Raw genomic sequence first — 23,056 nt, forward strand, 5'->3', positions numbered from 1 at the left:
ATGTCCCGACTCAATCCCCGGCAGCAGGAAGCCGTGAACTACGTCGGCGGCCCTCTTTTGGTGCTCGCCGGTGCCGGTTCCGGCAAGACCAGTGTGATCACCCGCAAGATTGCGCACCTGATCCAGAACTGCGGCATCCGCGCCCAGTACATTGTCGCCATGACCTTTACCAACAAGGCCGCGCGCGAGATGAAGGAGCGCGTCGGTACGCTACTCCGAGGCGGCGAAGGACGCGGCCTGACGGTCTCGACCTTCCACAACCTGGGTCTGAACATCATCCGCAAGGAACACACGCGGCTGGGCTACAAACCGGGCTTCTCGATCTTCGACGAGACCGACGTCAAGGCCCTGATGACCGACATCATGCAGAAAGAGTATTCGGGCGACGACGGTGTCGACGAAATCAAGAACATGATCGGTTCGTGGAAAAACGAGCTCATACTGCCTGCCGACGCGCTGGAAAACGCCCGCAACCCCAAGGAACAGACCGCCGCCATCGTCTACACCCACTACCAGCGCACGCTTAAGGCGTATAACGCGGTGGACTTCGACGATCTGATTCTGTTGCCGGTCAAGCTGTTCCAGGAACACGCCGACATTCTGGAGAAATGGCAGAATAAGGTGCGCTACCTGCTGGTGGACGAATATCAGGACACCAACGCCAGCCAGTACCTGCTGGTTAAACTGCTGATCGGTTCGCGCCACCAGTTCACCGTGGTGGGCGACGACGACCAGTCGATCTACGCCTGGCGTGGTGCGCGACCGGAAAACCTGATGCTGCTCAAGGACGACTACCCGTCGTTGAAAGTCGTCATGCTGGAGCAGAACTACCGTTCCACCAGCCGCATCCTGCGCTGCGCCAACGTGCTGATCTCCAACAACCCGCACGCCTTCGAAAAACAACTGTGGTCCGAGATGGGCCACGGCGACGAAATCCGTGTCATCCGTTGCCGTAACGAAGATGCCGAAGCCGAGCGTGTGGCGATGGAAATCCTCACCTTGCACCTGCGCACCGACCGGCCCTACAGCGACTTCGCCATCCTGTATCGCGGCAACTACCAGGCCAAGCTGATCGAACTCAAATTGCAGCACCACCAGGTGCCGTATCGACTCTCCGGCGGCAACAGTTTCTTCGGTCGCCAGGAGGTGAAAGACCTGATGGCGTATTTTCGTTTGCTGGTGAACCCGGACGACGACAACGCCTTCCTGCGGGTCATCAACGTGCCGCGTCGAGAAATCGGCTCGACCACGCTGGAAAAACTCGGTAACTACGCCACCGAACGCAAGGTCTCGATGTACGCCGCCACCGAAGAAATCGGTCTGGGCGAGCACCTGGACAGCCGTTACACCGACCGCTTGCAGCGCTTCAAGCGCTGGATGGACGGCGTGCGCCAGCAATGCGCGCAGAACGACCCCATTGCCGCGCTACGCAGCATGGTCATGGACATCGATTACGAGAACTGGCTGCGGCAGAACAGCTCCAGCGAAAAGGCCGCTGATTACCGGATGAGTAACGTCTGGTTCCTGATCGAGGCGTTGAAAAACACGCTGGAAAAGGACGAAGAAGGCGGTATGACCATCGAGGAAGCCATCGGCAAGCTGGTCCTGCGCGACATGCTTGAACGTCAGCAGGAAGAGGAAGATGGTGCCGAAGGCGTGCAGATGATGACCTTGCACGCCTCCAAGGGTCTGGAGTTTCCTTACGTGTTCATCATGGGCATGGAAGAAGAGATCCTGCCGCACCGCTCCAGCATCGAAGCCGACACCATCGAAGAAGAACGCCGTCTTGCCTATGTCGGCATTACGCGCGCGCGGCAGACTCTGGCCTTCACGTTCGCCGCCAAGCGCAAGCAGTACGGTGAAATCATCGACTGCGCGCCAAGCCGCTTTCTGGATGAGCTGCCCCCGGATGATCTGGCCTGGGAAGGCAATGACGACACTCCGACGGAAGTCAAAGCGGTTCGCGGCAATACCGCGCTTGCCGATATTCGCGCCATGCTGAAACGCTAGTCGACAAACGAAATTGATCATTTATTGCGCAATGGCGCAGTCTAGGAATTGAAGTGGAAGCACTGCACAAGAAGATTCGCGAAGAAGGCATCGTATTGTCCGATCAGGTGCTGAAAGTCGATGCGTTTCTCAACCATCAGATCGATCCGGCCTTGATGAAGGAAATCGGTGACGAATTCGCCCGTCTGTTCGCCGACGCTGGCGTGACCAAAATCGTGACCATCGAAGCTTCCGGCATTGCGCCGGCCGTCATGGCGGGTCTGAACATGGGCGTGCCGGTGATTTTCGCCCGCAAGCACCAGTCCCTGACCCTGACCGAAAACCTGCTGTCGGCGACCGTGTACTCATTCACCAAGCAGGTGGAGAGCACCGTGGCGATCTCGCCGCGTCATTTGAGCAGCGACGATCACGTGCTGATCATCGATGACTTCCTCGCCAACGGCAAAGCCTCGCAGGCGCTGATCTCGATCATCAAACAGGCTGGTGCGACCGTGGCCGGGCTGGGGATCGTGATCGAGAAGTCCTTCCAGGGCGGCCGTGCCGAACTGGATGCACAGGGCTATAGAGTGGAATCGCTGGCGCGGGTTGAATCCCTGGCCGGTGGGGTTGTGACGTTCAAGTAACGCGCTCAAGGGAGGACGCAGAGCGTCCGGAAAGGCATGCGACGCGGAGCGCCGCACGATAGTTGCGGTTATCGTTCCACACGCTCCAGTGGGGAGCGCCGCACGATAGTTGCGATGATCGTTCCGCACGCTCCAGCGTGGGAATGCAGTTCTCGACGCTCTGCGTCGCCGTGTGCGTGCTTCAGCGCGGAATGCCGAGGGCACGCAAACGTCGATACAGGGTGCGTTCGCTCAGCCCCAGCTCTCTGGCCAGCTCACTGCGCGAGCCGTTGAACACTCGCAGTGCATGGGCGAGTTTCTCCAGGCCGTCGTCCTGCTGGCGGTAAGTCACGCCACCCGCTTCTTCGCCCTGACCGCGCACTTCAGCGGGTAAATCCTGTACGCGAATAATGCCGTCATCGGTAAACAGGCGGGCGCGCTCAAGTATGTTGCGCAGCTCGCGGATGTTGCCGGGGTAGCTGTACAGACTCAGCAGCTTCATGGCCTCGGCGTCGACACGCGGAGCAGCACCTGGCGCGATGCGTTGCAGCAGGCTGTCGATCAGCAACGGCAAGTCCTCGCTGCGTTCGCGCAGGGCGGGCAGACGGATCGGGAAGGCGCTGATGCGGTAGAACAAATCCTGGCGAAAACTGCCGTTGGTGACCATCTCCTTGAGCGGTTTGTGTGTGGCCACCACCAGCCGAAAATCCGAATGCACCGTTCGCAGGCTGCCCACCGGGCGGAAGCTGCCTGATTCGATCAGCCGCAACAGCTTGACCTGCATGGCCAGCGGCACCTCGCCGATTTCATCAAGGAACAATGTGCCGCCATGAGCGGCTTCGGCCAGACCGGTCTTGCGCTGCAACGCGCCGGTGAACGCGCCCTTTTCATAGCCGAACAGCTCGCTCTCCAGCAGGGTTTCGGTAAGCCCGGTGCAATCGACCACCACCAGCGGCCCGGCGGACCTGGCGCTGCTGGCGTGCAGTGCGCGAGCGAACAATTCCTTGCCAGTACCCGACTCGCCCTGCAGCAGCACCGGAATTTGCGCGGGTGCAGCGCGTTGCAAGGCACCCAGAACTTCCTTGAACGCCGCTGAACGACCGACCAGCACATGCTGCTGCGGCTGGACCGACGCCACGGCCACCGAGCTCAGTCGCTCGACGTAGGCGATGACTTCACCCCCGTCATCGAGAATCGGCCGCAGCTCCACATCCACATGCTCAGGGCCGCGAGGCGTATGGTGAATATGCAGCAAACGCTCCGGAAGCCGCGTGTCGTGGGCCTTGCGCATCGGGCAATGTTCACCGGCCTGATCGCACGGCACCGCGAACTGATGCGACACCCGATAACACTTCTCGCCCACATGTGGCGTGCCTTCAACGCCGAACTGACGCTGATAGGCGGTGTTGGCCGCGATGATGTTGTAGTCGGTGTCCAGAACGATGGTCGGTCGCAGGTCATGTTCGAGGTATGACACCAGCGACTGCATGCGACTGCCGGGAAAATCGGTGGCGATGAGGGTCATGCTTGCTCCTGTGGATTGGCCGCAGCTTAACCCATCTCGCTGCCAGCTTATGCCACCGTCTGCCAAGCGACTGCCAGAATGTGGCAGTCAGCGCCTTGGCAAGCATCACGCGGGTTTTCCGCAGAATCCCTCAACGCCTTGTATTTACTATGCTCAATGGGGTTTCCGGCCGTTGGCATGGTTATTGAGATGTCATAGCAACGACTGCCAACCGTCCGGCCTGACCCAACGGGCCTCGAGGCGATTTACAGCCATGGGAATTGCACATGATCATCGGTGAAAAACTTTATGTCGAAGCACTCTTCGACAGTCATACCTGGACCATCAGCTACCTGGTGATGGACCTGGACAGCAAGCAGTGCGCGCTGATCGACAGCGTGCTCGATTACGACCCCAAGTCGGGCCGCACCCGGACCGAGTCTGCCGACCGGATGATCGGCCGGGTACAGGCGCTGGGGGCTTCGGTGCAGTGGATTTTCGAAACCCATGTGCATGCTGATCACCTCACGGCTGCGCCGTATCTGAAACAGCAGCTTGGCGGACAAATCGTCATCGGCAGCCATATCACCGCCGTGCAGGAAACCTTTGGCGCGCTGTTCAATGCGCCGTCTGACTTTGCCCGCAATGGCAGCCAGTTCGATGTGCTGCTGGAAGATAACGCCTCGTTTGCCCTTGGAACACTTCAGGTCAAGGCCATGCATACGCCCGGGCATACACCGGCGTGCATGAGTTACCTGATGCAGGTCGACGACAACACCATCGCGTTTGTGGGCGACACGTTGTTCATGCCCGATTACGGCACCGCGCGTTGCGACTTTCCCGGGGCTGATGCGCGCACGCTGTACCGCTCCATTCACAAACTGCTGGCGTTGACGCCTGACACCCTGCTGTTCATGTGCCACGACTACCTGCCCAACGGTCGTGAGCTGAAATACATGAGCACCGTCGCCGAACAGCGCGCCAGCAACATCCATGTTCATGACGGCGTAGATGAAGATGCGTTCGTCAGCATGCGTGAAGCCCGTGACGTGACGCTGGATATGCCTGTGCTGATGCTGCCTTCGGTGCAGGTCAACATGCGCTGCGGGCACTTTCCCGAGCCGGAAGACAACGGCGTCGTCTACCTGAAGATCCCGCTCAATGCCTTTTGACTGCTGCCCGCCTTGGGAAACTCTGTGATGAATGCTTCGATAACTACCTGTCAGATCCTGATCGTTGGTGGTGGTGCTGCTGGTATCGCCACCGCCGCAAGCCTGCTCGCCCGTGATGCTGCCCTGCAGATCACCCTGGTCGACCCTGCCGATACCCACTATTACCAGCCGGGCTGGACCATGGTCGGCGCGGGTATCTTCACACCGCAGTCGACGGCACGCAGCATGGCGTCGCTGATTCCCAAAGGTGTGCAGTGGATCAAGGCTGCGGTGGCGACCTTCGAACCGCAGCACAATACCCTGACGCTCGCCGACGGGCGCACGCTTGGCTATCAGCAACTGGTGGTCTGCCCCGGCCTGAAGCTGGACTGGGCGGCCATCGACGGGTTGGTCGAGACGCTGGGTGCCAACGGCGTGACCTCCAACTATCGCTATGACCTGGCACCCTATACCTGGAAGCTGGTGCAGGGCTTGAAGCAAGGGCGCGCGCTGTTTACTCAACCGCCCATGCCGATCAAATGCGCCGGTGCGCCACAGAAGGCCATGTACCTGTCTTGTGACCACTGGCTGAAAACCGGCCGTCTGGCGCAGATCAATACGCAGTTCTTCAACGCCGGTGGCGTGCTGTTTGGTGTGGCGGACTATGTACCGGCGCTGATGAAGTACATCGAGCGCTACGCCATCGACCTCAAGTTCAGCAATCGGCTGGTGGCCGTCGACGGGCCGGGCAAGCGTGCTACGTTTGTTTGCACGCAGGCCGATGGCAGCAGCGAAACCGTCGAGCACAGCTTTGAAATGCTGCACGTGGTGCCACCGCAGATTGCCCCCGACTTCATTCGCAGCAGCCCGCTGGCCGATGCCGCAGGCTGGGTGGACGTGGACCCTGCCACGCTCCGGCACCGACAGTTCGCCAATGTTCATGGTCTCGGCGATGCCACCAATACCAGCAACGCCAAAACCGCCGCAGCCGCCCGCAAGCAGGCACCGGTGGTGGCCAATAATGTGCTGGTCGCGCTGGGTCGTCTGAGTGAGTCTGCCGCCTATGACGGTTACGGCTCATGCCCGCTGACCGTCGAGAAAGGCCGGATCGTATTGGCTGAATTCACCTATGGCGGCAAGGTTGCGCCGAGCTTCCCGCGTTGGCTGCTGGATGGCCGCCAACCGACCCGGCTGGCCTGGTGGCTGAAAGAACGCGTGCTGCCCGTACTTTACTGGCATGGCATGCTCAAGGGACGTGAATGGCTGGCCAAACCGGAAAAGGCTGACGCCAGGCATGGATGAGCATCAACTGCTGGGCGTTGGCCTGGGGGCGATGATTGGCGTGGTACTGGCGCTGACAGGCGCGGGCGGTGGCATTCTCGCGGTCCCGCTGCTGGTTTTTGGTCTTGGCCTGTCGATTGTCGAAGCGGCACCTGTCGGCCTGCTGGCCGTCGGGCTGGCGGCGGGAATCGGCGCGGTGCTGGGGCTGCGTCAGGGTATCGTCCGCTATCGCGCTGCCGGGTATATCGCATCCATTGGTGTGCTGATGGCACCTCTTGGCCTGTGGCTCGCCCATCGGCTGCCCAATACACCGCTGGCATTGGTCTTTTCGGTCGTGCTGCTGTACGCCTGCACGCGCATGTTCATCAGGGCCAGCCGCGAATTGCGCCACGGCCAACCGCCGCCGCGCGCAGAAATGCTGCCCTGCGTGCTCAACCCGCTGCAAGGCCGTTTGCGCTGGACCATGCCGTGCCTGCGCGCTTTGACGCTGACGGGCGTGGGTTCAGGGTTATTGTCCGGGCTATTAGGTGTGGGCGGCGGTTTCGTGATCATTCCGGCGCTGACCCGCTACAGCGATCTGGGCATGAAAAGCGTTGTGGCGACGTCACTGGCGGTGATTGCGCTGGTCTCGACGGGCAGCGTCATCACCGCCTCACTGAGCGGGGTGATGCATTGGGCCGTCGGCGCGCCGTTCGCGCTGGGTGCAGTCATTGGTCTGATCATCGGGAGACAAGTCGCCCGCTACCTTGCCGGCCCACGCCTGCAACAGCTGTTCGCGCTGTGCGGCATTGTTGCCGCGTTCATGCTCGCGTTGTCAGTGCGCTAACCGCCCGAGGACGCAGAGCGTCCGGAAAGGCATTCCCACGCGGAGCATGGGAACGATGAAAGTCTCGAGATCACTATCGTGCCAATGAGGAGCATGGGAACGATAGTCGGGGGGTTGGGCTTAAAGCTTTTGCCAGACCTTCGGTTTGAAGAACAGTGTTTCGCCCTTGGCCAGGCCTACCAGGCTGTCGTGGTCTTTCACCACTTCGGCCTCGATCAGTTCGCTCTGCCCTTCCACTTTCAGCGTGACCCGTGTTGTCGCGCCCAGCGGGCGGATGTCGCGGACTTCAGCGGCGTGGTGGTCTTCGATTTCCTGACGCGACAACGACACTTCATGCGGACGGAACAACAGGTGCCCTTCCTCGCCCAGGCTCAGGCGGTTGGAGTCACCCAGGAAGTGGTAGACGAAGTCGTTGGACGGGTTCTCGTAGACCTCGCCCGGCGAGCCGATCTGTTCGATCACACCCTTGTTCATCACCACGATGCGATCAGCCACTTCCATGGCCTCTTCCTGATCGTGGGTCACGAATACCGAGGTCAGGTTAATGTCTTCGTGCAGGCGCGCCAGCCAGCGACGCAGTTCCTTGCGGACCTTGGCGTCCAGTGCGCCGAATGGCTCGTCCAGCAGCAACACTTTGGGCTCGACCGCCAAGGCTCGGGCCAAGGCGATACGCTGACGCTGACCACCGGACAACTGCTCCGGATAACGATCGGCCAGCCAGTCCAGTTGCACCATGTTCAGCAGTTCGTGGACCTTTTCCGCGATGCGCGTTTCGTTCGGACGCTCACGCTTGGGCTTCATGCGCAGGCCGAACGCGACGTTGTCGAACACCGTCATGTGGCGGAACAGCGCGTAGTGCTGAAACACGAACCCGACGTTGCGATCACGCACGTCATGGCCGGAAACATCTTCGCCATGGAACACGATACTGCCGTCATCCGGGGTTTCCAGGCCGGCAATAATGCGCAACAGGGTGGTCTTGCCGCAGCCTGACGGGCCGAGCAAAGCCACCAGCTCGCCACTCTGGATGTCCAGACTGATGTTGTTCAGGGCCTTGAAGGCGTTGAAATTCTTGCTGACGTTACGGACTTCGATCGACATGATTATTCCTCCGCCGCGTTATGGCGCAGACGGTTAATGCGGGATTCGCTCCACTGCTTGAGCAGCAGGATGAACAGCGCCAGGATCAGCAACAGGCTCGCCACGGCAAAGGCTGCAACGTGGTTGTACTCGTTGTAGAGAATTTCGACGTGCAACGGCAGGGTGTTGGTGACGCCACGAATGTGGCCGGAAACCACCGACACCGCGCCAAACTCACCCATCGCCCGCGCAGTACACAGCACCACGCCGTAGATCAGGCCCCATTTGATGTTCGGCACCGTGACGTGCCAGAACATCTGCCAGCCGTTGGCACCCAGCAGCCGCGCCGCCTCTTCTTCTTGAGTACCCTGCTCCTGCATCAGCGGGATCAGTTCGCGCGCAACGAACGGCACAGTGACGAAAATGGTCGCCAGCACGATGCCCGGCAGGGCAAAGACGATCTGGATATCGTGGTCCTGTAACCACGGCCCGAACAGGCCCTGCGCACCGAACATCAATACGTAGACAAGACCGGCAATGACCGGCGATACCGAGAACGGCAAATCGATCAGCGTGACCAGAATGCTCTTGCCGCGGAACGAGTATTTACTCACGCACCATGCGGCGCTGACGCCGAATACCAGATTGAGCGGCACCGAGATCAGTACCGCAATGACCGTCAGCTTCAGCGCTGACAAGGCATCCGGTTCAAGGATTGCTGTAAAGAACGCGCCCAGACCGTTTTTCAGCCCCTGAGACACCACGATGAACAGCGGCAGGCCCAGAAACAGAAAGAACACCAGCCAGCACAGGCCGATCAGAATACGTCGCGACACCGCGCTGCCACGACGGGCGGCGTTGGCAGAGGCGGCGGCTGAAACAGATGAATAAGACATGTTCTGCGCCTCCTCAGGATGGGGTTTCAATACGCCGCTGCAGCAGGTTGATCAGCAGCAGCAGAATGAAGGAAACCACCAGCATCATCACGCCGATAGCGGTCGCGCCGGTGTAGTCGTACTGGTCGAGCTTGACCATGATCAGCAGCGGCAGGATCTCGGTTTTCATCGGCATGTTGCCGGCAATGAAAATCACCGAACCGTACTCGCCCACGCCTCTGGCAAACGCCAGAGCGAAGCCGGTCAGCCAGGCAGGCAACAAGGCCGGAACGAGGATGTGGCGAAACACCTGCAGCGGACGCGCGCCCAGGCAGGCAGCGGCTTCTTCGACTTCCTTGGGGATGTCGGCCAGCACAGGCTGCACGGTGCGCACCACGAATGGCAGGGTGACGAACGTCAGCGCCAGGGTAATACCCAACGGCGTATAGGCGATCTTGAAGCCCAGGTCTGCGGCGAACTGCCCGACCCAGCCATTGGGCGCGTACAGCGCCGTCAGGGCGATACCGGCCACAGCAGTCGGCAGGGCGAACGGCAGATCGATCATTGCATCGATGATCTTGCGACCGGGGAAGGTGTAACGCACCAGCACCCAGGCCAGCAGCGTGCCGATCACGCCATTGATGAGGGCCGCGTAGAAAGCGGTGCCGAAACTCAGCTTGAGTGCCGCGATCACGCGTGGTGCCGTGATGATGGTCCAGAACTGATCCCAGGTCAGCTGCGCGGCATGCACGAACATGGCGGCCAGCGGTATTAGCACAATCAGACTGAGGTACACCAAGGTGTAGCCCAGCGTCAGCCCGAAGCCGGGTATGACGGGGGAGATACGACGCGACATAAAAGTCCCTGGTTTCACTTGCACGAAGCCCGGACGTTAATCCGGGCTGCTTGACCCAACCTGCAATGCCACTCGCGCGGCATCCTGATTCGGTTTATTGCGCTTGGTAAATCTGGTCGAAAACGCCGCCGTCATTGAAAAACTTCGGCTGCGCAGTTTTCCAGCCGCCAAAGTCTTTGTCGATAGTCACCAGATCAAGTTTCGGGAATTGCTTCTCGTACTTGGCGGCTACTTCGGCATCACGTGGACGATAGAAGTTTTTCGCCGCAATTTCCTGACCTTCCTTGCTGTACAGGTGCTTCAGGTATTCAGTCGCGATTTCAGTGTTGCCTTTCTTCTCGGCGTTCTTGTCGACTACGGCTACCGGGGGTTCGGCGAGAATCGACAGCGACGGCACGACGATGTCGAACTTGTCTTTGCCACCGTCTTCTTTCAGCGCCAGGAATGCTTCGTTTTCCCACGCCAGCAGCACGTCACCCTGACCGTTGTTGACGAAGGTGATGGTCGAACCACGCGCACCGGTGTCCAGAATCGGCACGTGCTTGAACAGCGTCTGCACATATTCCTTGGCTTTGGCTTCGTCGCCGCCGCCCGCCTTCAGGCCGTAGGCCCAGGCCGCCAGGAAGTTCCAGCGTGCACCACCTGAGGTTTTCGGGTTCGGCGTGATCACCGAGACGTCTTTCTTGATCAGGTCGCCCCAGTCCTTGATGCCTTTGGGGTTGCCCTTGCGCACCAGAAACACGATGGTCGAGGTGTAAGGCGTGCTCGCATCCGGCAGTCGGGTCTGCCAGTTTTCAGGCAGGGTCTTGCCCAGCTTAGCGATTTCGTCGATGTCACCGGCCAGTGCCAGGGTCACCACGTCAGCACGCAGACCGTCGATCACGCCACGGGCCTGCTTGCCCGAACCACCGTGGGACTGCTTGATCTCGACCTTGTCGTCTGGATGGGATTTTTTCCAGAAGTTGACGAATTCTGCGTTGTAATCCTGATACAGCTCGCGGGTCGGATCGTAAGACACGTTGAGCAGTTCGTAATCCTTGGCAACAGCCGAACCTGCGAAAACAGCACTGGCGAGAGCGGCCAGAGCAAAACGGCGAATGGACATAGATGAAGCTCCTGGAAATGCGGTGTGTTGGCTTTTTTAATTTCTTCTTGGCACGTCAGAACGGCATCCGTACGGGCGCGCTGCTTTTTTCGGGGGAGGTATCAGGAGTCAGGATGAAGCCCTCCGGTTGACCAGTCGGGTAATGCCGCTTCAGCTCTGCTTGGCGGCGGGGTTCTGCAAACGAAACTTTTCCTTGCGCTCGATCTGCACCACTTGCGCGTTATGCACAGTGATTTCGACGGCGCCAAAACGCAGGTCACGCAACGCACTCTGAATCTCACGCAGAATTGCTGCTTCGTCCTGACCGTCAACACTACGTAGAGATGCGCTCATTGTCTTATTCCTTGAAAGATGAGAAGCCGGCCGTCGCGACTGGGGGCGATGGCGTATGGCGGTGAGGCAATAATAGTGAGGTGCGGATATTCTTAAAAAGACTATTTAAGAATGCAGATATAACCAAAAGAGATTTAACGGTTAGAGATTTTGCCAGGATGCGTTGCACACCCTGGCAAGCCTTGCTCTGGCGGCTTCAGCCGGGCTGCTCGAAGACCGGTGCATGCGTCCAGTCGATAGCCTGCGCGACCATTGGCCGGGCAAACCAGTAGCCCTGGCCCAACTGGCAACCGTTGCCCAGCAGGAACGCAGCCTGATTCGCATGCTCGATGCCTTCAGCCAGCACCCGCATGCCCAGGCTGCCCGCCAGCGCGATGACCGCTCTGACAATCGCGATGTCTTTATCGTCGCCCGGCAGTCCAGCCACAAAACCCTGGTCGATCTTCAGCTTCTGAACCGGCATGCGCTTGAGCCGCAGCAGCGAAGAATAACCCGTACCGAAGTCATCGATGGCCAGGCTCAGGCCCAGTTCGCGCAGGCGATGCAATTGTTCGATGGCCTGTTCGGGGTCTTCCATGACTGCGCTTTCAGTCACTTCCAGCTCCAGAAAGGCAGGCTCAAGCCCGGTCTCCTGCAGTGCCTGTGCTACCCGACGGTCGAGGTCGCCATGATTGAACAGGCGGCTGGAGACGTTTACCGCGACGAACTCGACCGGCACGCCTTCCGCCAGCCAGGCCTTCATCTGCAGACAGGCGGTTTTCAAGACCCAGGCATCAATATCGGCGATCAGCCCGCTTTGCTCGGCAATCGGAATGAATTCCCCCGGCGAAACCATCCCGCGCTCGGGGTGCTGCCAGCGCACCAGCGCCTCGACACCGCGAATACGGCGGGTGACAAGGTCATGAACCGGCTGATAGAAGACCCGCAGTTGTTCCAGTTCGACGGCCTGACGCAGCTCATAGGCCAGTTGCACGCGCTGTTGGGCGTGGGCAGTCAATTCCTCGGTGTACAACGCATAACACTCACGACCGTCGCCCTTGGCCTTGAACAGCGCCGAGTCTGCATTGCGCAACAGTTGCTCGGCGGTCAGCGCATCGCCGGGGAACAGGCTGATGCCAATGCTGGCAGTGACAAACAGCTGATGCGCGGCAATCGCGAACGGTGCCTTGAGCGCATCGATCACCTGCTGTGCCAGCGCGGCAGCCTGAACCAGCTGCGAGCAATTCTTGATCAACAGGGCGAACTCGTCGCCGCCCGGACGCGCCAGAGTCATTTCATTGCCGGACACGCTTTTGAGACGCTCGGCGACGGCCCTGAGCACATCGTCGCCCACGTTGTGGCCAAGGCTGTCATTGATGTTCTTGAAGTGGTCCAGGTCGATCAGCAACAGTGCGCAGCCGCGTTTGCTGGCGCGCGCCGAAGTCAGCGCCTGGCTGATGCGATCAGTCAGCAGCAGGCGATTGGGCAAATCGGTCAGCCCATCGAAGTGGATCAACTGGGCCAGCTCCTGCTCGGAGCGTTTGATAGCTGTTATGTCGGAGAACACCGCTACAAAGTGCCTGGGTTGGCCGTCATCACCCATAACGCTGCGAATGGTCTGCCATTGCGGGTAGATCTCGCCGCTTTTACGCCGATTCCAGATCTCGCCGCTCCACTGGCCCTCGCTGATGATCGAGTGATACATCTGTTTGTAGAACTCCGGGCCGTGTCGGCCGGACTTGAACTTGCTGGGGTTGAGGCCCAGTACTTCTTCGGCCTGATAACCAGTGATATCGACGAAAGCGCGGTTGACGTGAACGATGTGGCCCTGCGCATCGCTGACCAGCACCCCTTCGCGAGTGCTGTCGAACACCGCTTCCGCCAGCCGCAGCCGGTCGTAATCGGCTTGCTGGCGCTGAAAAAGCGCATCGCCGCCGATCAGGCTTCTCAATCTGTCACGTGCGATGAAGATCATGACCGCGCTGAGCAACACCCAGCTGTAACCGGCCATCAGTTGCCAGAACGCCAATCGAGCAGGTTCTTTTATGAAAAAGGGCAGCAACAGGTCGCACGTCACAAACCACAAAATGGACAGCAGCCCATACAGGACGGCCGTTCGCAGCGCGCCAAGGGAGTAATCTGACATCGGAAACGAAGAACCTCAGATAAAGCCGGAATTATAAAGCAAGAAACATCCTGCGACTCTTATCTGAAAGGGTGACTGGTTTTCTGTGGGATGTCAGTGATAATGCACGCGTAACTTTTTTCTTCATGAGTATCTTTACGAGGGCCAAACAGCCTATGTGGTACAACGGTTTGCTCGACCTTTCCGTCTGGCAGGTAATAGCAGTCACGCTGGCGATGACCCATGTGACTATTGTCGGCGTCACGGTCTATCTGCACCGCTACTCAGCCCACCGCTCGCTTGAGCTCAATGCGGGGCTGAAACACTTCTTCCGTTTCTGGCTGTGGCTGACCACTGCCCAGAACACCCGCGAGTGGACAGCCATCCACCGCAAACACCACGCGAAATGCGAAACCGTCGACGACCCGCACAGCCCGGTCGTCAAAGGCCTGTCCACCGTACTGCGCAAAGGCGCCGAGCTGTACCGCGAAGAAGCGCAGAACCAGGACACCCTGCGTATTTACGGCAAGAACTGCCCGGAAGACTGGATCGAGCGCAACCTGTATTCGCGCTACAAGCTGCTGGGTATCGCCCTGATGGCAGTCATCGACGTGGCACTGTTCGGTGCGCTCGGTATCACCGTGTGGGCCGTCCAGATGATGTGGATTCCCTTCTGGGCTGCTGGCGTGGTCAACGGTCTGGGCCATGCCGTCGGCTATCGCAACTTCGAATGCCGTGACGCGGCCACCAATCTGGTGCCGTGGGGCATCGTGATCGGCGGTGAAGAGCTGCACAACAACCACCACACCTATCCCAACTCGGCCAAGCTTTCGGTCAAGCCCTGGGAATTCGACATGGGCTGGGCGTGGATCAAGCTGTTCAGTTTCCTGGGGCTGGCCAAGGTCCAGCGGGTTGCGCCCATCGCCCATCGGGTCGAAGGCAAGGGCCACATGGACATGGACACCGCCATGGCGATCCTAAACAACCGTTTCCAGATCATGGCGCAGTATCGCAAGCTGGTCATCGCGCCGCTGGTTGCCCAGGAACTGGCCAAGGCCGACGAATCGGTGCGTCATCAGTTCAGTCGCGCCAAACGGCTGCTGTCACGTGAGACCAGTCTGCTCGATGACAAGCATCATTTGCGCATTCAGACCATGCTGGAACACAGCCATGCGCTGAAAGTGATCTACGAAAAGCGTCTGGCGTTGCAGCAGATCTGGGTCAAGACCAGCAGCAATGGCCATGACATGCTTTCAGCCATCAAAGAGTGGATTCACGAGGCCGAAGCCAGTGGTATTCACTCGCTGCGTGAGTTCGCCGACCAGCTGAAAACCTACTCGCTACGCCCCGCCCACGCCTGATACCGTTGATCGGCGCGCCTCCCGCAGGTGCGCCGGTCCCGGAACTTATCCCCTGCCAATCTATCTCATCAACTTTCCCGCCAAACGGGATAGGGCACGGCACTGGCCGTAACGCTTGAGATGGATCTTATGGAAAAGCAGCCTCCTACCTCCCTACCCGGCACGCCGATCACTGATATGCCCACAGCCGCAGAAACCCTGTTAGCCCTGATGCACGCCCAGGCAGAAGTTGCCCGCCTGAGCGAGCGTGAACAACTGTTCAGCTCATTGTTGGTGAGTGTGAATGCTGTTCTGTGGGCGTTTGACTGGGAAACCCAGCACATGATTTACGTCAGCCCGGCGTACGAGCGTATCTTCGGCCGCTCGGCGGGCTTGCTGCTGGCCGATTACAGCGAGTGGCGCGACAGTATCTACCCGGATGACCTGAACTACGCCGAGCGCAGCCTCAACGAGGTGATCGAGAAAGGCTCGATCGAGGACCGCGAGTACCGAATCATCCGTGCGGACGGTGAAGTACGCTGGCTCAGCGACAAATGCTTCGTCAGCCATCGCGCCGACGCCAGCCAGCGCCTGATCGTGGTGGGCATCGCCGAAGACATCACCGACAAGAAACACCTCGAGGATGAGCTGCAACGCCTGGCAACCACCGACGTGCTGACCCAGAGCAGCAACCGTCGGCACTTTTTCGAATGCGCCCAGCGCGAGTTCGAACTGGCTCGCCTCAACGGCACGCCGCTGGCCTTTCTGCTGCTGGATATCGATGACTTCAAGCTGGTCAACGACACCTACGGCCATCAGGAAGGCGATACCGTGCTGCAACGCATCGCCGAAAGCGGTCGTTCGGCATTGAGGCGTGGTGACCTGTTCGGGCGTATCGGTGGTGAAGAGTTCGCCGCGGTCTTCCCCGGCTGCGCGCCGGACATGGCCATGCAGATCGCCGAGCGCCTGCAACGCGAGATCCAGCGCCAGAACTTCCAGTCAGGCGGCACCACCTTCAGTATCACCGCCAGCCAGGGCCTGACTAATCTGGGCCCGGAAGACTCAAGCCTGGAAACCCTCTACGGCCGCGCCGACGCCGCCATGTATCAGGCCAAGCGCCAGGGCAAGAATCAGATCGTGCTGGTCTGACATGCCTTCTCGACTGTAGAAAGCACGACTGGCCCCTTCGCGAGCAAGGCGGATCGCCGCCCGGTCGCTCCCACAAACTCACGGCATCAAGTCCTGTGGGAGTCTGCGGTGCCCTGTAGGAGCGGACTTGTCCGCGAAGAGGGCGGTACAGTCAATGCATTGGCTGCGTTTGGAATATAGCCTTCGCGAGCAAGTGCGCACACGGCATCACACCCTGTGGGCGCGACCGGGGCGGCGATCCGTCTTGCTCGCGAAGGCCTCAGTCAGGTTCTACTTCTCGAGCGGGCCCTGAATGGCGCTGGCCGGGTCCTCGATTACAGCAGCCTCTTCGGCAGGTGGTTCAGGTGTCAGGTCCAGCAAATCAGGCTCGTCCTCCCCCTCCACCGTCTCGGCAGCCACCTCAGGTTCGGTTGGCAAGGGTTTCAACAGGCTAGGGTCAGTCACGCCGGTCAGTTTCTTGCGCAAACGCTGCAAGTCACCGACGCTCAGCTTCAACAGTTTGGCCGACTTGGTCTTGATCAGCGTGTTGACACTCTCTTCCTCGCCCAGACGTGCCATCTGCCCCGCCAGGTTCATTGCCAACACTTCGCGAGTAAAGATGCCGGTGTTGTACTGATACACCGCAGCGATCAGCTCACGCAGTTCCAGCGGCAAACGCCAGCGGGTGCGCAGAGCGGAACCGAAGGCAGCGGAATACTGCTCCAGCGATTGCTTGATCACGTCTTCATTCAACTCGCCACCGGCCAGCAGCCACTCCTGCAAACAACCCAGCACAGCAAGATCGCCCAGCGACTGCAGCAGACCGGCACAGAAGCAACGCTCTACATCCAGCTCCAGCATGCCGCCCAGAATGCGCGCGTAATCAGCCGTGCGCTGCGACATGGTCCAAAGCTCACTGGCCTGGGCCAGCAACGCGTCGCTGGTCAGCACGGCCATACGTTTCTTGGCCAGGCCTGATGCGATATTTGCGCCCTGCACCGGCCCGAGAATGGCCAGCGCCCCGCCCATGGTCTGCACCGGCTTGCCCAAATGTTGCGTGGCACTGTTGGCGGCGGCGATCAACACGGCAGTGATGTGCGGATCGTTGCGCAGCTCCTGCTCCAGCAAGGCAGCGTCGATGCCGTTGGCGGTCTGGCTGAGTTTTATCGCCGTCGCGACATCGACGAACAGCGGCGCGCCGTCAGCCACGTCACGGCGCTTGTCGAGAAACTTGGTCAGCGTCAAACCCGGCGTCAGCGCGGGCACTGCGCCTGCAACCGGGGCCTGACGTTCCAGCAGCAGGCTTTCCAGGCGCTGGCGTAGCCCTTCGGTATTCAGGGGTTTGGTCAGATAGGCAGTCGGCGCCAGTGGCAAGACCTCACGCACGCTGGCGCTGTCGTTGCGATTGCTGATCAGAATGAAAGGGATGGCGGGCTGACGACGCAGGTTGCGTACGCCACGCAACAGGCTCAACCCGTCGATCCCCGGCAGCTCGCGTGCGGCGATGATCAGGTCAGGCAGTTGTTTCTTCATCCATTCGACGGCCTGCTTGCCATCGGTACACATTTCCAGGTCGACGTCCGCTCGCACACCCAACACCAGATCGCTGAGTGTTTCGCGAACCCACGGATCAGACTCAGCAATCAATACGCGAGGTACCGCGGGCAAATCTACAGCAGTCATCATGACTCTCCGACATCGATGCGTTCACCTTAGCGAAAGCCTTCGTCCGGATATAGCAAAAAGAGCGAAATACCCTGCTCTAGACCAAAAAAAACCCGTCGAAACGGGCTTTTTTTGTCTGTTTGGTCATAAATTAATCAATTTACGACTTCACACTTTTTACGCTATTTCAGCGAAGCATTCTTCCAGAATAGCCAGCCCACGGGTCAGCAATTCGTCTTCAGCGGTCAACGGTACAAGTACGCGCAACACGTTGCCGTAAGTACCGCAGGACAGCAGGATCAGACCCTTGTCACGCGCCTTGGCAACTACCTGCGCCACTGCTGCGGCGTTAGGCTTGTGCGAATCGCCATCTTCGAACAGCTCGACGGCAATCATCGCGCCCAGCGCACGCACTTCGCCGATGACCGGGTACTTGGCCTGAATGCCCTTGAGCGCAGTCACCAGACGCTCGCCAACTGCCTTGCAACGGTCCAGCAGGTGCTCTTCTTCGAAGATATCCAAAACCGCCAGCGCCGCAGCGCAAGCAACCGGGCTACCGGCATAAGTGCCGCCCAGACCGCCCGGTGCGATGGCATCCATGTATTCAGCCTTGCCGCACACGCCCGCCAGCGGGAAGCCACCGGCGATGGACTTGGCGAAGGTGGTCAGGTCGGCCGCAACGCCCATCTGTTCCATCGCGAAGAACGTGCCGGTACGGCCAGCGCCGGTCTGCACTTCGTCAGCGATCAGCAGAATGCCGTGCTTGTCGCACAGCTCGCGCAGACGCAGCATGAACGCCTTCGGTGCCACGTAGAAACCACCTTCGCCCTGAACGGGTTCGATGATGATCGCAGCGATGTCCTTGGGTTCGGCGTCGTTCTTGAAGATGCGCTCGATGCTGGCGATGGAATCGTCAACGCTCACGCCATGCAGCTCGCAAGGGTACAGAGCGCGGAAGATACCGCCCGGCATCAGGCCCATGCCCGCCGAGTAAGGCACAACCTTGCCGGTCAGGCCCAGGGTCATCATGGTGCGACCATGGTAAGCGCCGGTGAAGGCGATCACGCCCGCACGGCCAGTGGCAGCACGCGCGATCTTCACGGCGTTTTCAACCGCTTCGGAACCGGTGGTGACCAGTAGGGTTTTCTTGTCGAAATCACCCGGCACTTTGGCGTTGATTTTCTCGCACAGCTCGACGTAAGGCTCGTAGGCCAGCACCTGGAAGCAGGTATGGCTCAGCTTGGTCAGCTGCTCTTGCACCGCAGCGATAATCTTCGGGTGCAGGTGACCGGTATTCAGAACGGCAATGCCGCCCGCGAAGTCGATGAATTCACGACCTTCCACGTCGGTAACGGTCGCGTTCTTCGCCGAAGCTGCGAAGATCGGGTGGATTTGACCAACGCCACGCGGGACGGCTGCATGGCGGCGTTGCATCAGGGATTCGTTAGTCTTGCTCATGTATTCCTCATTCGCCGCTCATCGGTCGGCGTGGGTCAAGGATCAAGCGGACCGGATCAACTGCGGCAGCATACGATGATCGACTGCTGCAGCCTTCAGGCCACCAGGAAACTACGGTGCAACAAAAGCCGATGACACGTCGCTCTCGCGCATCATCGGCTGCAATACCTCAACGTCAGTCAGACCGAGTCAATCAAACCGGGTCAGTCAGACCGACAGGCAGAGGTATTTGATTTCCAGATAATCTTCGATGCCGTACTTGGAGCCTTCACGGCCCAGGCCGGACGACTTGATACCACCAAACGGTGCCAGTTCGTTGGAGATCAGGCCGGTATTGATACCCACCATGCCATATTCCAGCGCCTCGGCAACACGGAACACGCGGCTCATGTTCTGCGCATAGAAGTACGACGCCAGACCGAACTCGGTGTCGTTGGCCATCGCAATCACTTCAGCCTCGTCCTTGAAGCGGAACAGCGGGGCCAGCGGACCAAAGGTTTCTTCCCTGGCCACGGCTGCATCTTTCGATACGTTGACCAGAATAGTCGGTTCGAAGAACGAGCCTTCCAAGCTGTTGCCGCCAGTCAGCACGGTTGCGCCTTTGCTGACCGCGTCGGCGATGTGTTCCTTGACCTTGGCCACGGCCTTGTCGTCGATCAACGGGCCGGTGGTGACGCCTTCTTCCAGGCCGTTACCGATCTTCAGCTTGCCGACCGCCGCCTTGAGCTTCTCGGAGAACGCGTCATACACCGCGTCCTGCACGTAAATGCGGTTGGCGCACACGCAGGTCTGGCCGTTGTTGCGGTACTTGGAGATCATCGCGCCTTCGACTGCCTTATCGAGGTCGGCATCGTCGAACACGATGAAAGGCGCGTTACCGCCCAGTTCCAGGGAAACCTTCTTGATGTCCTTGGCGCACTCGGCCATCAGCTGGCGACCAATGTCGGTCGAGCCGGTGAAGGACAGTTTGCGCACGATCGGGTTGCCGGTCAGCTCGGCACCGATATCGCCTGCGCTGCCGGTCACCACGCTGAACACACCAGCCGGGATACCCGCACGCTCGGCCAGTTCAGCCAGGGCCAGTGCCGAGAACGGCGTTTGCGACGCAGGCTTGAGCACCATGGTGCAGCCCGCCGCCAGCGCCGGACCGGCCTTGCGGGTGATCATTGCCGCCGGGAAGTTCCACGGGGTGATCGCCGCCGTCACACCAATCGGTTGCTTGAGCACGATCAGACGCTTGTCTGGCTGGTGACCGGGGATCACATCGCCATAGACGCGCTTGGCTTCTTCAGCGAACCACTCGATAAACGACGCGGCGTAGGTGATCTCGCCCTTGGCCTCGGCCAGCGGCTTGCCCTGCTCCAGGGTCATCAACAGGCCCAGGTCGTCCTGGTTCTCGATCATCAGCTCGAACCAGCGGCGCAGCTTGTTGCCGCGCTCTTTGGCGGTCAGCGCACGCCAGGCCGGCAGCGCCTTGTCAGCCGCCTCAATCGCCCGACGCGTCTCGGCTGCGCCCATTTTCGGCACAGTGCCGAGGATTTCGTTGTTGGCAGGGTTGTTGACCTTGATCGACTGACCACCGTCCGCATCCAGCCACTGGCCGTTGATGTAGGCTTGCTGGCGGAACAGTGTGGAATCTTTGAGCTGCATGTCGGCCTCCTAAACAGCACCGCCCGAGAGGCGATGCGAACAATTGATATCGATGCACCCTATTTGGAAGCCATCGCCAAGAAAACATTCCATCGGGTTCCAGCGCTGCGCAACGCATGAAAGCAGGAAGACCGAACAAGAGCGTTTGAAATCTCAAACGAATCCTAGGCATTGCGGGGGGAAAGGACAATAGCCCGTTCGAAAAAAAGAACGGGCGTACGGAGGTGGGTGGTTTTCTGATCAGCGCCGAACCTGACCGCAAGGCAGCCGCAGTGTGATCAGGCAGCGCATAAAAGCCGTGAGCGACCACGGAGCAACCGGCGAAGGTCACGATCAACCTCAAGGCATTGCCGAACGACCCGATCATCGTCCTGGCCGGGCCGTGGCTGATCGAGTTCGACAGCGCCATGACCACCGCAGGGCCCGGCGCAGCTTTTAACGCACGCCTGTAGCGCTATCGATAATCCGGAAGCGTGAAGGACTGAATCGCCGGGGTCAGCGCCTTGGCAGCACGCTTGCTGATGAAGGGTGTTGCCACCAAACGCTGCACGGCGCGAAGGACCTTCACCCCCGTGCGACTGCGAGGATGAACCAGACGCGGCACCAGCTTCGGCACATTCTGCGACTTTTTCACCACAGGCCGCAGCACATATTCGTACGCAGCAAGGGCCCCTGCAATGGTGTCGGTTCTGGTGAGTTCGCCCGCCAACACATACGCACCAATCAGCGCCAGCGAAGCACCGACCCCACCCAGTGGCGTGACACACCAGGCCGCATCGCCCAGCAACACCACAGGGCCATTCGACCAGCGATCCATCTTCACCTGGCGCAAATCATCGAACCAGAAATCCTCCGCCGCCTCCATCCCCTCCAGCAGGCGAGGCACCTCCCATCCCGCGCCTGCAAACGACGCCCGGAGAAACGCCTTCTGCTCGGCAACACTGTTGCCGACCGTCAGGTGGCTTCGGCCATGCACATTAAAGAACGCACGCGTCGTACCTCGATTATCCGGACGAACGCCCGCACTGCGCCCGCCCACCGCGTTATACCAACGCGCCGTCTGGCTATCAGTCGGCGCGCGGGGCACAGTGAAGAACGCGCTGGTCAGATCCATACGGCGCGGCTGATTCTCGCCGGGGAACACCAGCTCCCGCGTGCGCGAACCGACACCTTCAGCAATGATCAACAGATCAAAACGCTCCTCGCCACCGCTCTCGAACGTGACAGATACGCCCTCAGCATCATGCTCGACCGACACAATACGATCACCAAAGCGATAGAACGCATCAGCAGACGACGCCTCATAAAGCAGGCGCGCAAGATCCCCGCGCAACACCTCAAGCTCAGCCGTCGGACCATCGACCTCCAGACCGGACAGATCAATTTGCGCCGCCGTGCGGTTGTCCTCATCGACCCACGCAAGCCCGGTCTCGCCGGTATTGAGCTCCTTTACCGCCTGCTCAAGCCCCATCAAACGCAGAACCTGCCGGGCCGCGCCCCGCACATCCACATTCTGCCCGCCATCACGAAAGGCAGGCGCCTGCTCGACAACCGTGACATCACAGTCACGCTGCGCCAGCCACCAGGCCGCGGCACAGCCCGCGATACTGGCCCCGGTAATAAGAACGCGGCACGGGCTGCGCTCGATGCTTTTGAACTGATTGATAAGAGGCCCTCGGTGAGAACGATCTGGCTGAGTGGTATGGGAAGCATCATGCACCAGCTGGTGGTTGTGCCGGTAGCGGTGGGCTGTTCCTTTGTGGGTGGCAGTGGGTGTGGGGTGATGAAAGGCTTACTCGCGTCCGTCTGCCGGGGGGCGCTGGATGATTTGCGTTGCAGGCCGCCTGTAACTGGACGCCCCGTACCCATGTGAGTATCATGGCGCCCGCGTCGCACCAGTAGCTCAGCTGGATAGAGTACTGCCCTCCGAAGGCAGGGGTCGTGGGTTCGAATCCCGCCTGGTGCACCATATAGCAATCTAGACCTGCCTCACACAGTCTACAAATCTCCCCAAGAAGCCCGCCCTGAGCGGGCTTTGTTGTCTCTGGCTATCCACAGCGATCCACCCCTATACCTTCACGCCGTGTA

At 59.9% G+C, this 23,056-nt stretch carries 18 protein-coding genes, 1 tRNA gene and 1 pseudogene; 8 read left to right on the forward strand and 12 right to left on the reverse strand.

The window, feature by feature from the left end:
- Both rep and LJU29_RS00010 read left to right on the forward strand, forming a co-directional pair.
- Nucleotides 1-2,010, forward strand: a complete 2,010-nt coding sequence (rep, locus tag LJU29_RS00005) for a DNA helicase Rep (protein WP_005756366.1) — start codon at nucleotides 1-3, stop codon at nucleotides 2,008-2,010.
- A gap of 53 nt (nucleotides 2,011-2,063) precedes the next feature.
- Nucleotides 2,064-2,633 carry a xanthine phosphoribosyltransferase gene (locus tag LJU29_RS00010; RefSeq protein WP_002551388.1) on the forward strand — a complete coding sequence of 190 codons (570 nt, stop codon included), beginning with the start codon at nucleotides 2,064-2,066 and terminating at the stop codon, nucleotides 2,631-2,633.
- Between the two features lie 181 nt (nucleotides 2,634-2,814).
- Here the strand turns inward: LJU29_RS00010 and LJU29_RS00015 are convergent, their stop codons facing one another.
- Nucleotides 2,815-4,137 (reverse strand): sigma-54 interaction domain-containing protein, encoded by a 1,323-nt coding sequence (locus LJU29_RS00015; protein ID WP_057454367.1) that lies wholly within the window; start codon nucleotides 4,135-4,137, stop codon nucleotides 2,815-2,817.
- Nucleotides 4,138-4,403: 266 nt separating this feature from the next.
- Between LJU29_RS00015 and LJU29_RS00020 the strand changes: the two genes are divergently transcribed.
- From LJU29_RS00020 to LJU29_RS00030, 3 genes are read left to right on the forward strand one after another with little or no spacing between them, the layout of a single operon-like run.
- Complete coding sequence (locus LJU29_RS00020) at nucleotides 4,404-5,288, forward strand: MBL fold metallo-hydrolase (protein ID WP_257111482.1); 885 nt, start codon at nucleotides 4,404-4,406, stop codon at nucleotides 5,286-5,288.
- 27 nt (nucleotides 5,289-5,315) lie between these two features.
- Nucleotides 5,316-6,569: an NAD(P)/FAD-dependent oxidoreductase gene (locus tag LJU29_RS00025; RefSeq protein ID WP_257111483.1), complete on the forward strand. Its 1,254-nt coding sequence runs from the start codon at nucleotides 5,316-5,318 to the stop codon at nucleotides 6,567-6,569.
- Complete coding sequence (locus tag LJU29_RS00030) at nucleotides 6,562-7,374, forward strand: sulfite exporter TauE/SafE family protein (RefSeq protein WP_257111484.1); 813 nt, start codon at nucleotides 6,562-6,564, stop codon at nucleotides 7,372-7,374. The genes LJU29_RS00025 and LJU29_RS00030 overlap by 8 nt, the downstream gene beginning before the upstream one ends.
- A 120-nt stretch (nucleotides 7,375-7,494) precedes the next feature.
- Here LJU29_RS00030 and LJU29_RS00035 read toward each other — a convergent pair whose 3' ends face one another.
- From LJU29_RS00035 to dibA, 6 genes are all read right to left on the reverse strand, one after another.
- On the reverse strand, nucleotides 7,495-8,475 hold the full coding sequence (locus tag LJU29_RS00035; RefSeq protein ID WP_002551393.1) for a sulfate/molybdate ABC transporter ATP-binding protein: 981 nt from the start codon (nucleotides 8,473-8,475) through the stop codon (nucleotides 7,495-7,497).
- Nucleotides 8,476-8,477: 2 nt separating this feature from the next.
- On the reverse strand, nucleotides 8,478-9,350 hold the full coding sequence (gene cysW / locus LJU29_RS00040) for a sulfate ABC transporter permease subunit CysW (RefSeq protein WP_004662918.1): 873 nt from the start codon (nucleotides 9,348-9,350) through the stop codon (nucleotides 8,478-8,480).
- 13 nt (nucleotides 9,351-9,363) lie between these two features.
- Nucleotides 9,364-10,185: a sulfate ABC transporter permease subunit CysT gene (gene cysT / locus LJU29_RS00045; protein ID WP_002551395.1), complete on the reverse strand. Its 822-nt coding sequence runs from the start codon at nucleotides 10,183-10,185 to the stop codon at nucleotides 9,364-9,366.
- A 94-nt stretch (nucleotides 10,186-10,279) separates the two neighbouring features.
- Nucleotides 10,280-11,290: a sulfate ABC transporter substrate-binding protein gene (locus LJU29_RS00050; protein WP_002551396.1), complete on the reverse strand. Its 1,011-nt coding sequence runs from the start codon at nucleotides 11,288-11,290 to the stop codon at nucleotides 10,280-10,282.
- A gap of 150 nt (nucleotides 11,291-11,440) precedes the next feature.
- Nucleotides 11,441-11,623 (reverse strand): sulfur starvation response protein OscA, encoded by a 183-nt coding sequence (gene oscA, locus LJU29_RS00055; RefSeq protein ID WP_002551397.1) that lies wholly within the window; start codon nucleotides 11,621-11,623, stop codon nucleotides 11,441-11,443.
- Between the two features lie 196 nt (nucleotides 11,624-11,819).
- A complete protein-coding gene (gene dibA / locus LJU29_RS00060) occupies nucleotides 11,820-13,748 on the reverse strand; it encodes a phosphodiesterase DibA (protein ID WP_257111486.1) in 1,929 nt (642 codons plus the stop codon).
- Nucleotides 13,749-13,903: 155 nt separating this feature from the next.
- On the opposite strand from dibA, the gene desA reads away from it, so the two are divergent.
- Both desA and LJU29_RS00070 read left to right on the forward strand, forming a co-directional pair.
- A complete protein-coding gene (gene desA / locus LJU29_RS00065; protein ID WP_004660010.1) occupies nucleotides 13,904-15,088 on the forward strand; it encodes a delta-9 fatty acid desaturase DesA in 1,185 nt (394 codons plus the stop codon).
- A 129-nt stretch (nucleotides 15,089-15,217) separates the two neighbouring features.
- Nucleotides 15,218-16,216: a GGDEF domain-containing protein gene (locus tag LJU29_RS00070; protein ID WP_257111487.1), complete on the forward strand. Its 999-nt coding sequence runs from the start codon at nucleotides 15,218-15,220 to the stop codon at nucleotides 16,214-16,216.
- Nucleotides 16,217-16,486: 270 nt separating this feature from the next.
- On the opposite strand, the gene LJU29_RS00075 is transcribed toward LJU29_RS00070, so the two are convergent.
- The 5 genes and pseudogenes from LJU29_RS00075 to LJU29_RS00090 form a co-directional block, all read right to left on the reverse strand.
- A complete protein-coding gene (locus tag LJU29_RS00075; RefSeq protein ID WP_257111488.1) occupies nucleotides 16,487-17,881 on the reverse strand; it encodes a response regulator in 1,395 nt (464 codons plus the stop codon).
- A gap of 156 nt (nucleotides 17,882-18,037) precedes the next feature.
- On the reverse strand, nucleotides 18,038-19,318 hold the full coding sequence (gene gabT / locus LJU29_RS00080) for a 4-aminobutyrate--2-oxoglutarate transaminase (RefSeq protein WP_005732800.1): 1,281 nt from the start codon (nucleotides 19,316-19,318) through the stop codon (nucleotides 18,038-18,040).
- 207 nt (nucleotides 19,319-19,525) lie between these two features.
- On the reverse strand, nucleotides 19,526-20,968 hold the full coding sequence (gene gabD, locus LJU29_RS00085) for an NADP-dependent succinate-semialdehyde dehydrogenase (protein ID WP_257111489.1): 1,443 nt from the start codon (nucleotides 20,966-20,968) through the stop codon (nucleotides 19,526-19,528).
- Nucleotides 20,969-21,296: 328 nt separating this feature from the next.
- Nucleotides 21,297-21,377: pseudogene (locus LJU29_RS29495) on the reverse strand (LysE family translocator); the annotation flags it as partial.
- A 45-nt stretch (nucleotides 21,378-21,422) separates the two neighbouring features.
- On the reverse strand, nucleotides 21,423-22,691 hold the full coding sequence (locus tag LJU29_RS00090; protein WP_257112897.1) for an FAD-dependent monooxygenase: 1,269 nt from the start codon (nucleotides 22,689-22,691) through the stop codon (nucleotides 21,423-21,425).
- Nucleotides 22,692-22,860: 169 nt separating this feature from the next.
- Here LJU29_RS00090 and LJU29_RS00095 point away from each other — a divergent pair.
- Nucleotides 22,861-22,937, forward strand: a tRNA-Arg gene (locus tag LJU29_RS00095).
- The last annotated feature ends 119 nt before the right edge of the window (nucleotides 22,938-23,056 follow it).

This window comes from Pseudomonas ficuserectae, assembly GCF_024584585.1.
Classification (GTDB): Bacteria; Pseudomonadota; Gammaproteobacteria; order Pseudomonadales; family Pseudomonadaceae; genus Aquipseudomonas; species Aquipseudomonas amygdali.

Coding starts and splice junctions, on each gene's coding strand:
- rep (WP_005756366.1), top strand. CDS start 1: ATGTCCCGACTCAATCCCCGGCAGCAGGAAGCCGTGAACTACGTCGGC.
- LJU29_RS00015 (WP_057454367.1), bottom strand. CDS start 4,137: ATGACCCTCATCGCCACCGATTTTCCCGGCAGTCGCATGCAGTCGCTG.
- LJU29_RS00020 (WP_257111482.1), top strand. CDS start 4,404: ATGATCATCGGTGAAAAACTTTATGTCGAAGCACTCTTCGACAGTCAT.
- LJU29_RS00025 (WP_257111483.1), top strand. CDS start 5,316: ATGAATGCTTCGATAACTACCTGTCAGATCCTGATCGTTGGTGGTGGT.
- LJU29_RS00030 (WP_257111484.1), top strand. CDS start 6,562: ATGGATGAGCATCAACTGCTGGGCGTTGGCCTGGGGGCGATGATTGGC.
- LJU29_RS00035 (WP_002551393.1), bottom strand. CDS start 8,475: ATGTCGATCGAAGTCCGTAACGTCAGCAAGAATTTCAACGCCTTCAAG.
- cysW (WP_004662918.1), bottom strand. CDS start 9,350: ATGTCTTATTCATCTGTTTCAGCCGCCGCCTCTGCCAACGCCGCCCGT.
- cysT (WP_002551395.1), bottom strand. CDS start 10,185: ATGTCGCGTCGTATCTCCCCCGTCATACCCGGCTTCGGGCTGACGCTG.
- LJU29_RS00050 (WP_002551396.1), bottom strand. CDS start 11,290: ATGTCCATTCGCCGTTTTGCTCTGGCCGCTCTCGCCAGTGCTGTTTTC.
- oscA (WP_002551397.1), bottom strand. CDS start 11,623: ATGAGCGCATCTCTACGTAGTGTTGACGGTCAGGACGAAGCAGCAATT.
- dibA (WP_257111486.1), bottom strand. CDS start 13,748: ATGTCAGATTACTCCCTTGGCGCGCTGCGAACGGCCGTCCTGTATGGG.
- desA (WP_004660010.1), top strand. CDS start 13,904: ATGTGGTACAACGGTTTGCTCGACCTTTCCGTCTGGCAGGTAATAGCA.
- LJU29_RS00070 (WP_257111487.1), top strand. CDS start 15,218: ATGGAAAAGCAGCCTCCTACCTCCCTACCCGGCACGCCGATCACTGAT.
- LJU29_RS00075 (WP_257111488.1), bottom strand. CDS start 17,881: ATGATGACTGCTGTAGATTTGCCCGCGGTACCTCGCGTATTGATTGCT.
- gabT (WP_005732800.1), bottom strand. CDS start 19,318: ATGAGCAAGACTAACGAATCCCTGATGCAACGCCGCCATGCAGCCGTC.
- gabD (WP_257111489.1), bottom strand. CDS start 20,968: ATGCAGCTCAAAGATTCCACACTGTTCCGCCAGCAAGCCTACATCAAC.